Origin of the sequence: Psychrobacter sp. NG254 (assembly GCF_015277735.1) — a bacterium.
Lineage (GTDB): Bacteria > Pseudomonadota > Gammaproteobacteria > Pseudomonadales > Moraxellaceae > Psychrobacter.
On the sequence record NZ_JADHDA010000003.1, the window covers coordinates 342,373 to 355,090 of the forward strand.

Below are 12,718 nucleotides of genomic sequence, written 5' to 3' on the forward strand. Positions count from 1 at the left end.
GGAATGTGACGCATGAAAATCTATAGTCATGAAAACCTAAACCTGCACAGACCACTCCCTTATTTTTCTTATGGAAAGATGCATGAGCCGTTAGAAGTACCAGAGCGCATGGTTGAGTTTTTAAAAGCGCCAGCAGCGTTAGGCTTAGAGGTGACCGCAGCGACCGATATTGGCATTGGGCCAATATTAGCGGTACATGATTTTGGTTATGTTGAGTTTCTCAAGCATGGCTATGATGACTGGATGGCAGTTGAGGAAGACTTGGGCGCGCAGGTGCAGACGGGAATTTTTGTGCCGTATGATAATCCTGGTATTGGCATCATGGCAAAAGCTGCGAAGTATCAAGCGGATGACAGTGCGCCCATCAGCGAGCATTCTTGGACGTCTATCTATTGGTCGGCACAGACTGCGCTCAATGCAGCTGAAGCACTGTTAAATGATGAGAAGCCAGAGACAGAGCGTGCCGACAGTCATATACAGCTTTGCTTTTCACGGCCGCCTGGTCATCATGCTCGAAAAAGTGCTGCGGGTGGATTTTGTTATCTGAATAACGCCGCCATCATCGCTGAACATCTACGCCAGAAATACGCAAAGATAGCCATTATTGATACGGATATGCACCATGGACAGGGTATCCAAGAGATATTTTACGACCGTAAAGACGTGCTTTATACTTCAGTACATGGTGATCCTGTTAACTTTTATCCAGCAGTGACTGGCCATGCATTTGAAAAAGGTATAGGCGAAGGTGGGGGCTACAATATCAATTTCCCGATGCCACATGGCACCGATGAAGCGGGCTTTTTTGAATATGTTGATAAGTCTATTGAGGCAATGACACTATTTGACCCTGATGTGATAGTTCATGTCTTGGGGTTTGATGTTTATGAGAATGACCCAGAAGCGAGATGCGCCGTGAGTACGGAAGGCTTCAAGGTGTTGGCACAGAGGATGAAAGCGCTAAACAAGCCATTGATTGTTTTAGTTGAGGGTGGTTATTACATTCAAAAGCTCAATGATAATTTGCAAGCATTTTTATCGGGGCTCATTGCAGAGTAGCGCTGAAATTATTAAAAGCTCATCAGCGTTAGAGAGCAAGAAAATTGGTTGCAGGGTTCGTCGTAACAGACCCTGCATCTACTGCTTATGAATGAGTAATTAACCCCAAACGCTGCTCAATTTGCTCTGCCAACTCAATTAAGACCGCACTCACTTCCTCGCGTTTGCTTTCATACTCTCCTTGTAAAAAACTCACCGCCATACCAGCAATCGCAACACCTGATGCATTACGAATATAGGTCCCTAAGCAATACATGCCATCACGTAATTGCCCATCATCGAGAGACACTCGGCTTTCTTGTATCGCTGCAAGCTCAGTGGCCAAATCGGTAAAATTATTGACCCCATGCTGGGTCATCGGCGTCGGAAATGCATCTTTATACAATGATTTAATACTGTCCATCGACAACGTCGATAGCATGGCTTTGCCTGTCGCCGAAAATACGGCAGGTACGCGAACGCCTGCACGAAAAGTAAAGCCAAGCGGCGCAGGGGACTCATGGCATGCCAAAAATACCACTTCGCCCAAATCAAGTTTTGACAAGGTCACCGTGTGCTGAAGAAGTACCGGATACTGCACAATCAAATCTTTAAACAACTGCACCACGCCTTGCTGCTGCTCGTACTTGCCTGCCCAATACATCAAATATGAACCCAAATAAAAACGGCTTTCAGGGTCTTTATAAATGACATGTTTGCCAAGTAAGCTTTGTAAAATATTATGAGTGGAACTACGAGGCAGCCCAAGCTCTTTTGCGATATGAGCCGCTGTCAGAGGCTGTGAGCTATCGGTAATCAAGTCCAAAATCTGAAACGTTTTGTCTAGCGCAGGTACGGCAGTCGAGCTCATAAGTAACCTATAAAAGTAAATAAAATGAAATAAAAGAAAGAAGTACAAGATAATTTTTAAAATAATGAGATTAAGGGTTGCAAATCGCGTCATATCGTTCTTATAATGACGTCTCGTATATAGAATACGTGTTCATTATATTGAACAAAAAATAAATTATCAATAATTATTTATGACTTACTATTTTATCCATTCTTATAAATAAACCCTACATGACAAGGAGCGTCAACATGTCACACGCGCTGCAGTTATCAAATCCAGATTTACTCAAACAATCTTGCTTCATCAAAGACGGCTGGCATGCTGCTAGTGATGAAGCTTCGCTCGATGTAAACAATCCTTTTAATGGCGAGCTCATTGGTACTGTACCCAGCCTCACCACAGAAGATGTCAACGAAGCTGTTGCTTATGCTCATGACGTTCAAGCAGACTGGGCAGCAAAAACCGCCAAAGAGCGTGCAGAGTTATTGCAAAAGTGGGCTGATCTGATCGATGCCAACAAAGAAGACTTGGCCATCATCATGACTGCTGAGCAAGGTAAGCCGCTGACTGAGTCACGCGGTGAAGTAGGCTACGCCAACAGCTTTATCCGCTGGTTTGCCGAAGAAGGCAAGCGCGTCTATGGTGATGTGATTCCTGCTAATAGCGCGCAGCTACGTCATGTCGTTCTTAAGCAGCCGGTCGGTGTTTGTGCCGCTATCACGCCTTGGAACTTCCCAGCCGCGATGATCACGCGCAAAGTTGCTCCTGCACTAGCAGCAGGCTGTACGATTATCGTCAAACCTGCTACCGAGACACCATACTCTGCATTGGCACTGGGTGTATTGGCAGAACAAGCGGGTATTCCAGCTGGTGTTATTCAAGTCGTCACTGGTAAGTCTTCTGTCATCGGCGACATCTTAACGGGTGATGCACGCATTCATAAGCTGTCATTTACAGGCTCTACAGAAGTAGGCCGTACGCTGATGGCACAATGCGCGCCGACTATTAAGAAGTTATCGTTAGAGCTGGGTGGCAATGCGCCATTTATCGTCTTTGATGATGCCGATCTAGAAAAAGCCGCTACTGGCCTAATCGCTTCTAAATATCGTAATGCTGGTCAGACTTGTGTCTGCGCCAACCGCGTATATGTTCAAGACAGTATCAAAGATAAATTCTTAGAGATCTTTGTCAAAAAAGTCGCTGAGCTAAAAGTGGGTAATGGCTTAGAAGAAGGCGTCGATATCGGTCCTCTTATCAACAAAAAAGCGTTAGATAAAGTACAAGCCTTGCTAAAAGACGCGCTAGATAAAGGTGCAAAGCTGGTCACTGGTGGTAGTGTCAATGACGCATCAGAGCTGACTTATAACCCAACGGTTATCACAGATATTAGCAGTGAGATGGACATCGCTTCTGAAGAAATCTTCGGACCGATTGCGACCATCTTTACCTTCAAAGATGAAGCAGAAGTTATCCGTGCTGCTAACGATACTATCTATGGCTTGGCCGCTTACTTCTATAGTAGTGACTATGCACGTTCATGGCGCGTCACCGAAGGTCTTGAGTACGGCATCATCGGCCACAACACGGGTTTGATTTCTACAGAAGTTGCCCCATTTGGCGGTGTGAAGCAGTCTGGCTTTGGCCGCGAAGGCTCAAAATACGGCATCGAAGACTACATCACGACCAAATACTGGTGCTCTGATATCACTTGATAGCCGCAACGTAATTAGTTGGCTACCTAGTCAGAAAAGCAAAAACTAGCGCAAATTTTTAGATATCTGTGGTGTTTTAAGTCAAACAAGCACCATTTGATATCTACTGAGTATAAAGATAAACATCAAATAAACCGCCAATCCCTAGATGGCACTTATGTTACGAACAAAGAAAAGGACATTCCCATGACGACTACCAACCAATCATTACTTGAGCGCCGCAAAGCTGTTTTACCAACAGGACTTGGGGTTGCCTTTCCTATCTTTGCAGAAAGAGCAAAGAACTCAGAAATCTGGGACATCGAAGGCAAGCGTTATATCGACTTCGTCGGTGGTATCTCAGTATTGAACACCGGTCATAGCCATCCAAAAATCACCCAACGTGTGCATGAGCAGCTAGACAAGTTTACGCATACTGCGGCACAAATGATCAACTATGAGTGCTATGTAGATTTGGCTGAAAAGCTGTGTGAAAAAGCGCCTATTACTGGTCCGACAAAAGCGTTCTTTTTGACCACTGGCGCAGAAGCGGTCGAAAACTGCATCAAGATTGCTCGTGCTAAAACCCGTCGTCCAGGCATTATCTCTTTCGTTGGCGGCTGGCATGGTCGTACCATGATGTGTATGAGCTTGACTGGTAAAGTATTGCCATACAAAAAGAACTTTGGCCCGATGCCAGGACCTGTGTTCCATGCATTGTTCCCTGCAGAAGAATTGAACGTAACAGAAGCACAAGCGCTACATAGCCTTGACATGATTTTCCAAGCGGACATCGACCCTAGTGAAGTCGCTGCAATGATCATCGAGCCAGTCCAAGGTGAAGGCGGTTTCCATCAAGTAACGCCATCATTTGCCAAAGCGCTACGCGACATCTGTGATGAGCATGGCATCGTGCTTATTTTTGATGAAGTACAGTGTGGTTTCGCCAGAACCGGTACGCTATTTGCGGGTGAGCAGTTAGGTGTGGAGCCTGACCTTATGACGACTGCCAAGAGTTTAGCAGGCGGATATCCTATCTCTGCGGTCATCGGCCGTGCTGATATCATGGATGCCCCGCAAGTAGGCGGCTTGGGCGGTACTTACTCTGGTAATCCACTAGCCTGTGTGGCTGCACTCGCTGTCATGGAAGTCATTGAAGAAGAAAACTTGCTTGAGCGTAGTGTTGTGATTGGTGATACCATCGCCGCGTTCTTAAAAGGCTTAGACCTAAGCAGCATCGGTCATATTCGTTATAAAGGCGCTATGCTAGCGTTTGAATTGATCGATAGCGAAGGCAAACCTGATGCAGCCGCTGCAAACAATCTAAAAGCCAAATCATTTGAGCAAGGTTTGCTACTAGCGTCTTGTGGCATGTATGGCAACGCCATTCGTGTGATGGTGCCATTGACGGTTGAAGATGAAATCTTACAAGAAGGCCTTGATATCATTGGCGGCATATTAACTGCTTAATTTGAACAGCGATATTTTAAAGGCAGTGATTTAAAAGCAATGGTAAGCCTGTCCTGATAGTACTTAAGAGTACTTACTCTGAGTGATTGAATGAATAACGGCGCCTTGCATGACAAGACGCCGTTATTTTTTTGAGCTGGCTTTTTATTGTGACCTATATACAGGGTCAGTACAGGGAATGAATAAAGCGATTTAAGCCCATTCATAGGTGTGCCCTATGAATGGGTAAGTACGGAAAATAACGATAATGGGCTATGCCCGAACACACTAAAGCCAGTTTAGTTTTGACGGATTAATCTGGGTGACACATAGACAAGGAGTAAGTTATGTCTGGACTAAAAAAATCGCTAGGGATGTTTGATATTATAGCCTTAGCATTTGGTGCTATGGTAGGTTGGGGTTGGGTAGTACTGGCTGGCGGCTGGATCTTATCTGCTGGTACATGGGGCGCGATGTTAGCGTTCTTTCTAGGTGGTTTGGCAGTGATACTGATAGGTGTGACTTATGCTGAGCTTGCGTCATCAATGCCCATCACAGGGGGTGAGCATACTTATACCCACCGAGCGTTAGGGGTAAATGTCTCATTTATCTGCTCATGGAGTATTCTATTTGGTTATTTTTCAGTAGTCGCATTTGAGGCAGTCGCATTGCCGACGGTGGTTGAGTATTTTATTCCCAATTATAACCAAGGTTATCTCTGGACGATAGCTGGCTGGGATGTCTATGCCACTTGGGTTGGTGTGGGGATGCTAGGGTCAGTGATTGTGACATGGCTGAATATACGAGGCATGGAAGTCAGTGCATGGTTCCAAAAAACAGCGGTTGTAGGGATCTTGTTTGTCGGTATATTGCTATTCATTGGTGCAGCATTATATAATCCTGCAACATCGACTGCGATACAAGCCCCAGCGTTTATTGGTGGTGCTGCTGGTGTGATGGCAGTTATCGTGATGGTTCCCTTTATGTTCGTCGGCTTTGATGTGATTCCACAGGCAGCTGAAGAGATTGATTTAACCCGTCCTAATATCGGCAAATTCCTAATCGTATCAATAACGATTGCAGTACTTTGGTACATCGCAGTGGCGTGGAGTGTCGGTACCACATTGCCATTGATTCAAGCAGAAAACTCTACGTTGGCGACCGCTGATGCAATGACCAATGCGTGGCATGGTAAATGGGCTGGTATTTTACTGGTTATCGGTGGTGTATTAGGTATTTTATCAAGCTGGAATGCGTTCTTGATTGGTGGTAGTCGTCTACTATATGCAATGTCAAAAGCGCATATGTTGCCAGCATTTTTAAGCAAATTACATCCAAAATATAACACACCTGTTAATGCGATTTTATTGATTGGTGGTCTAGCAACGCTTGCGCCATTATTTGGTCGCAAAATGCTCGTGTGGATTGTTGATGCTGGTGGCTTTGGTATCGTCATTGCTTATACTTGTGTTGCTATCTCTTTCTTAGTACTGCGCTACCGTGAGCCTGATATGGTACGTCCATTCAAGATACCTGCAGGTAAACTGGTGGGTATGATCACGATCGCACTAAGCTTTGGCTTATTGGCACTATACATGCCAGGTATGCCTTCTGCGCTGACCGCTATCGAGTGGTGGATTTTCTTTGGTTGGACGGTATTAGGTGTGGCGCTATATGGTTATGCAACCATTAAGTACCCTGGCAAAAGTGAAGCCATCATGGCAGAAGAATTGCGCGAGTTAAAAATCGTGAATCAGCTGTGGTTAAAAGAAAATCCCTATAAAAAATAGCATTATTTTGGACAATGAATTGTTTATAAAAAAGCCTAACGTAAAACGTTAGGCTTTTTCGTTGTCTTTGTTCTGTTCGAGAATGAGTTAATAATCAGCCAGCATAATATTCGTATATTGACATTTAATAATAAAGAGGTAAAATAAATAACTTTTGTTTGCTATTATCATTATTGTGGAAGTGGACTGTATGATCAGAAGTGGGGATAAACTAAAATGTACCTGTGGCAACGATTTTTTTGTGGAAGGTTCGGTTTACACTGTCGGCAATATTATAAGCAATAAGTTTTTTCAAATAAATATTGGTGCAAACGACGAGTATTGGTATGCAACAAAAGACAGTGAAGGGATATACGTTCGCTTCAATGAAGAAAACCATCTAGTCAATGATGCTTTTTTCGCTTTAGAAAAATCTCAGTACTAGCTTTTTATTGAGAAAGCTATGAGATTCAAGTGCCAGATGATTGATTGAAGCATTGCGACTGGCTGACACCATGACCAATGAGCAGCAAGACATTTTTCTAGACTTTGGCAGTGTACTCGACATCGCATCATCTAGCTATATAAAGACAATTTAGCATGAAAATAATGCATAAGAATTTTCCAATAAAAAAGGCCTAATATTCGATACTAGGCCTTTTTTTGGAGTAAATCAATAATAGGATTAAGATTTATCACGAATCAGCTTGTAGTTTAAGAACTCAGTGATACCTAGTGTACCAAGCTCGCGACCAAAGCCTGAGCGCTTGACCCCGCCAAATGGGGTATTTGCTTCACTACCAGACGGCGCATTGATAGTGACCATACCCACTTCTAGTTTGTCCGCAATTTCAGCAGCCAGTGCTGCATCTTGTGTCTGAATAGAAGCACCTAGACCAAAGGGTACGTCGTTGGCAATCTTGATAGCGTGTTCGATGTCATTTGCTTTGTAAATCACAGCCACCGGACCAAACAGCTCTTCACGGTACACATCCATTGATTCAGTCACATCTGTCAGAACAGCAGGCGCAAACCAAGCACCCGGCTTGTCTTTTACCATGCCGCCCTCTACGAGCACGGTTGCCCCTGCTTGAATGGCACTATCTAGCTGCGCTTGTAGATTGACGGCAGCGGCTTTTGAGGACATGGGACCCATAAATGTATCTTCGTTAAGAGGATCGGTCAAGGTGATGCCATTTACCACAGCGGTGAAGCCCTCAACAAACTTGTCATAGACAGACTCAATGATAATCAAGCGTTTAGCAGCGTTACAGGCTTGTCCTGTATTACCAAAACGACCAGAGATGGCGCCTTGAATGGCTTGTTCGATATCAGCATCGGCTGCGACGATAAAGGCATCTGAACCACCCAATTCTAGCACGACTTTTTTGAGTGCGCCGCCAGCTTCTTTTGCCACTGCTTGTCCAGCGCGTTCAGAACCTGTTAACGAAATACCTTGTACGCGTGTATCGTTAATGATGGTCGCTGATTGCTCATTGGTGGCAAAAATATTGTTATAAACGCCCTCAGGTACGCCCGCATCTTTGAAAATATCGACGATGATTTCTGCTGTCTTAGGGCACTGCGGCGCGTGTTTTAGAATAATGGTATTACCTGCCATAAAGTTTGGCGCGACAAAACGAGCTACTTGGTAATGCGGATAGTTCCACGGCATGATGCCTAATAGGGCGCCCACAGGATGTTTCTCTACCGAGGCTGATCCGCTATCAACATCAATGGTGCTAGGCGCTAGTAGCTGTTCAGCATTGTCTGCATAGTAGCGATAGATATCAGCCACCAGACCGATCTCGCCTTTCGCTTGTGCAACTGGTTTGCCCATCTCATTGGCGACGATACGGGATAGCTCGTCTTGGCGCTCAAGATAGCTGTCGGCGATTTTGTGCAGTAGTGCGCTGCGCTCATTTAATGAAACGTGACGCCAGTCTTGATAGGCATTGTCAGCCTTCTCAATCACTTGCTGAATTTCTTGCTCAGTGGCGGTCGGGTAAGTGGCTTCTACTTCACCAGTGGCTGGGTTGTTAACTTGATAATCGCTCATAATCTGTCCTGTAGTTTAAAATATTATTGGGTTCAAAATCCGTTTTGGGTTGTTATTGATACTACATGGTTCTAGTCAGTATTGCTGTTATGACAAGTGCGTTGTCATCATAAGTATTTTTTAAGACATTACTTTTTCATTGCTGCTGGCTGCTGCTGAGTAATACAGTGAATATTGCCACCACCAAACACAATCTCTCTCGTTCGTACTCCCACTACCTGATGCTGAGGAAAGATTTTTTCAAGCTGCTCGATAGCGAGAGCATCATTTATATCATCATATTGCGGTACAATGACAGCGTCATTACAAATTAAAAAGTTGGCGTAGGAGGCGATACAAATATCGTCCGTATTACGAGACTTGGCATCGCCAGACTGGGTAATATCAGCATTGTCAGGCAAGGTGACAGGATGCTTGGTACAACACAGTTTATGCACTTTTAACTGCCGGCCTTTTGCATCAGTCATCTCTGAAAGCTGCTGATACGCCTTTTGCGTGGCTTCATAAAATGGATGCTCAGTATCATCCGTAAATAAGCAGACCACTTCGCCAGGTCGCGCAAAGCAAGCAATATCATCAATGTGCCCAGTGGTTTCATCGGGATCGATACCGTCATCAACCCACAGCACTTTTTCGACATTGAGATACGATTTCAGCATATCTTCGATTTGTGCTTCATTTAAGTGAGGGTTGCGCCCAGGACTGAGCAAGCACATACGGGTGGTCAATACGGTACCTTCACCATCGACATGAAACGCACCGCCTTCCAACACAAAATCGTCAGTACGATAGCGCTCAATATTCAAATGTTCGCACAGTCTCTCAGCGAGCTTGTCATCATCATCCCAAGGCGTATAAAGACCATCGTAATCGCCGCCCCATGCATTAAATGTCCAATCGCAAGCACGTATATCACCGGCATCATTGATTAAGAATGTCGGAACGGTATCACGCGCCCACGCATCATTGCTTGGCATGGCTATCACATCGATATTATCGGGCAGTTGCGCACGGCAACTATCAAAATCATCAGCGTTGACCAAGACACCAACCTCACTGAACTGTCTGATGGCAGTAGCAACATCTGCATAGGCTGCTTGCGCGGGGACGGCTTTCTGTCGCCAATTGTCTTCTCGATACGGCCATACCATCCAGACTTTTTGTATAGGTGCAAATTCTGCAGGCATATAAAAGCCATCTTGTTTGGGAGTTGAACCTGTCAGTAATCTGGACATAAAGTCACCTTATTGCACTCAAGCAGTTATAGAAATAGGAAGAATGGAGTTAGCCGTGCGTGAGCAATGTGCCATACATTGATGGACGACGGTCACGGAACACACCCCATTGACGACGCTGTTCCGCTAGTGCATCCAGATCAAACGTGGCCATGATAAATTCGCTTTTATCGGTTGAGGCTTCTTGTATAATTTCGCCGCGCCCATCAGTGATAAACGAACTGCCATAAAACTGCATCGTGCTGTCGTTACCATTTTGGCTGATGGTTTCTTCGCCAATACGGTTGGAGGCGATAACCGGCATGAGGTTAGCCGCAGAGTGTCCTTGCATACAGCGCTGCCAGTGGCCAGTTGAGTTAATGTTTAGGGTTGGCTCATCACCAATCGCGGTCGGATATAGCAGCATCTCTGCACCCATCAATGCCATGCTACGTGCGCATTCAGGGAACCATTGATCCCAGCAAATACCCACACCAATTTTTCCGTACTTAGTGTTCCAAACTTTAAAGCCAGTGTCACCAGGCGTAAAGTAGAATTTCTCTGCGTAAGGGATGCCATCTGGAATGTGCGTCTTACGGTAGGTGCCCAGTATTTCGCCATCGGCATCAATAATGGTCACGCTATTAAACAAGGTGTTGCCTGATTTTTCATAAAAGCTGATAGGCAGTACCACTTCAAGCGACTTTGCCAGCTCTTTGAAATGATTGATGGCCGTATTGTGCTCGACTTCGGTAGCCAAGTTGAAATATTCAAAATCATGTACTTGGCAAAAATAAGGGGTTTCGAATAACTCTTGTAGCAAGATAATGTTGGCACCAGCTTTCGCAGCTTTAGTGACCAATGCGGTTGCTTTATCGATGTTTTCTTGTTTGTCCCAAGTGCAGGCTATTTGAGTGCTGGCAACAGTAACGGATCGCATGGTGTAGCTCCTTGATTATAATTTATCTTTTGTATGAATAAAATAAAGCGTCACAAAAGTGAGGTTTGGTCATAGTAACGGCTTAAATAGTGATGTATTTAAACCGTATTGTGGTTAAGAAGTTATTTAGCAGTAGCAGCTTCTTTACTCACTATCTAGCGTTAAGCCATCATGAAACCAAGTCCTAAGAAGGTAGCAACCGATAGCACAGCACCAAGCATCGCATAAGGGAACTGCGTGAAGGCATGCTGCATGGGTGAACAACCAGCACCTTGTGCGGCTAATAGTGATGAATCACTAAAGAAGCAAGCATGACTACCAAATGAAGAGGCTGATAATAAAGCACCGATGACCAATGGCGTGCTAACACCTAGCGCGGCTGCTACTGGGAATACAATCGGCATGGCAAGGACGTATAGGCCCCAGCTTGATGAGGTCGCAAAAGTTAAGAAAGCCATGACAGCGAAAATAACAGCAGGGAAGATAATAATCGTCATGTGCGGTGAGATAGCGTCAATGACATACATGGTCATACCAAGCTCGTCGTTAATGGCTTTCAAAAAGAAACCACCAATAACGGTCGATAATGGATACAACATGACCTTAAAGCCTGTAAAAATCGACTCTACTTGCGTCTCAAAACTCAAAAGACCTTGTGCCCAATAGACCATAACGGTCACAAAACAGGTAAGCAATGCGCCTCTTAATAAATCCACTTCAAAGTAAATAGTTGAGACGATAAGCAAAATCATTGGGAATGCAAAGTTAAAAATATTGGCTTTGAACGATAACGTGCGTTTGGCTTTGACATTTGAAACCAATTGTTCATCGACAAAGTCTTCTGGAACAGGATTCCCTTCTTTCGCGCGTTTCTCTGCACGCTTCATCGGACCCCAGTCGCCTAAGATACCGTAAGCCACCAAAAACACGATAAGTAGGGCAAACCAAGCATAAGCCATAAAAGGGATAGAGCTGATATAAAGAGACATACCAGCGCCGTCTGCTGCCACGCCGTTTTCTTCTAGTAGGCCTGAAAAGTAGACTGCCCATGTAGAGATAGGAACGATTACACACATAGGTGCAGCAGTAGAATCGACAATATAGGCGAGTTTTTCACGTGATACGCCATAAGTATCCGTGAGCTTTTTCACTGATGTCGAAACGGCCAAACAGTTTAGATAGTCATCAATGAAGACCACAACGCCCAATGCAAAAGTCGCCAGTAACGACTGTCTACGTGATTTAATGATTCTTTTGAGCCATTCACTAAAGCCATCTAAGCAACCACTCACTTCGAGCAACTGAATCAGACCACCCATGAGACCACAAACGAGCACGATCCAAATAATGGTTTCGTTACCGAGTACGGCTGAGATATTATCTGCAAAAGGAGAGACCAGATCGAATGGGTTGAGCATCACAAGACCAGCAACACAGCCTGCGATCATTGACTCAAAGGGACGTCTCGACACGATAGCAATGATGAGTACTAGCATGGTCGGTAGTAGGGAGAGGATACCCCAAGATTCTGATGGATCTCGGGTGGATGATAACCAGACAAAGGCAAGATAGATGGCTATTCCCACTACGACAGTGAGAAAAACTCGCTTGTTGTGATACTGTCCTTCGACAGCATCCTTGAGCTTCATGTTCATGGTGACGTTCCTTGTGTGACATTATGGCTTATATAGAGAAGATCCTGTTT

9 protein-coding genes are annotated in these 12,718 nt (G+C 44.8%); 4 read left to right on the forward strand and 5 right to left on the reverse strand.

What is annotated here, in order from left to right; all coding sequences use genetic code 11:
* The first annotated feature begins 12 nt into the window (after nucleotides 1-12).
* On the forward strand, nucleotides 13-1,059 hold the full coding sequence (locus IP510_RS06840; RefSeq protein WP_194364017.1) for a histone deacetylase family protein: 1,047 nt from the start codon (nucleotides 13-15) through the stop codon (nucleotides 1,057-1,059).
* 85 nt (nucleotides 1,060-1,144) lie between these two features.
* Here the strand turns inward: IP510_RS06840 and IP510_RS06845 are convergent, their stop codons facing one another.
* On the reverse strand, nucleotides 1,145-1,909 hold the full coding sequence (locus IP510_RS06845; RefSeq protein ID WP_194364018.1) for an IclR family transcriptional regulator: 765 nt from the start codon (nucleotides 1,907-1,909) through the stop codon (nucleotides 1,145-1,147).
* A 230-nt stretch (nucleotides 1,910-2,139) separates the two neighbouring features.
* Between IP510_RS06845 and IP510_RS06850 the strand changes: the two genes are divergently transcribed.
* The 3 genes from IP510_RS06850 (at nucleotide 2,140) to IP510_RS06860 (ending at nucleotide 6,821) form a co-directional block, all read left to right on the forward strand.
* Nucleotides 2,140-3,603: an NAD-dependent succinate-semialdehyde dehydrogenase gene (locus tag IP510_RS06850; RefSeq protein ID WP_194364019.1), complete on the forward strand. Its 1,464-nt coding sequence runs from the start codon at nucleotides 2,140-2,142 to the stop codon at nucleotides 3,601-3,603.
* Between the two features lie 186 nt (nucleotides 3,604-3,789).
* Nucleotides 3,790-5,052, forward strand: a complete 1,263-nt coding sequence (gene gabT / locus IP510_RS06855; RefSeq protein ID WP_194364020.1) for a 4-aminobutyrate--2-oxoglutarate transaminase — start codon at nucleotides 3,790-3,792, stop codon at nucleotides 5,050-5,052.
* Between the two features lie 326 nt (nucleotides 5,053-5,378).
* Nucleotides 5,379-6,821, forward strand: coding sequence for an APC family permease (locus tag IP510_RS06860; RefSeq protein WP_194364021.1), 1,443 nt, complete (start codon nucleotides 5,379-5,381; stop codon nucleotides 6,819-6,821).
* A gap of 664 nt (nucleotides 6,822-7,485) precedes the next feature.
* Here IP510_RS06860 and IP510_RS06865 read toward each other — a convergent pair.
* From IP510_RS06865 to IP510_RS06880, 4 genes are all read right to left on the reverse strand, one after another.
* The gene (locus IP510_RS06865) at nucleotides 7,486-8,859 is read right to left on the reverse strand and encodes an NAD-dependent succinate-semialdehyde dehydrogenase (RefSeq protein ID WP_194364022.1); all 1,374 of its coding nucleotides are present in this window, start codon (nucleotides 8,857-8,859) and stop codon (nucleotides 7,486-7,488) included.
* Between the two features lie 128 nt (nucleotides 8,860-8,987).
* Nucleotides 8,988-10,094, reverse strand: a complete 1,107-nt coding sequence (gene aguA, locus IP510_RS06870; RefSeq protein WP_194364023.1) for an agmatine deiminase — start codon at nucleotides 10,092-10,094, stop codon at nucleotides 8,988-8,990.
* A gap of 49 nt (nucleotides 10,095-10,143) precedes the next feature.
* The gene (gene aguB / locus IP510_RS06875; RefSeq protein ID WP_194364024.1) at nucleotides 10,144-11,013 is read right to left on the reverse strand and encodes an N-carbamoylputrescine amidase; all 870 of its coding nucleotides are present in this window, start codon (nucleotides 11,011-11,013) and stop codon (nucleotides 10,144-10,146) included.
* Between the two features lie 161 nt (nucleotides 11,014-11,174).
* Nucleotides 11,175-12,668, reverse strand: a complete 1,494-nt coding sequence (locus IP510_RS06880) for a Na+/H+ antiporter NhaC family protein (protein ID WP_194364025.1) — start codon at nucleotides 12,666-12,668, stop codon at nucleotides 11,175-11,177.
* Between the last annotated feature and the right edge of the window lie 50 nt (nucleotides 12,669-12,718).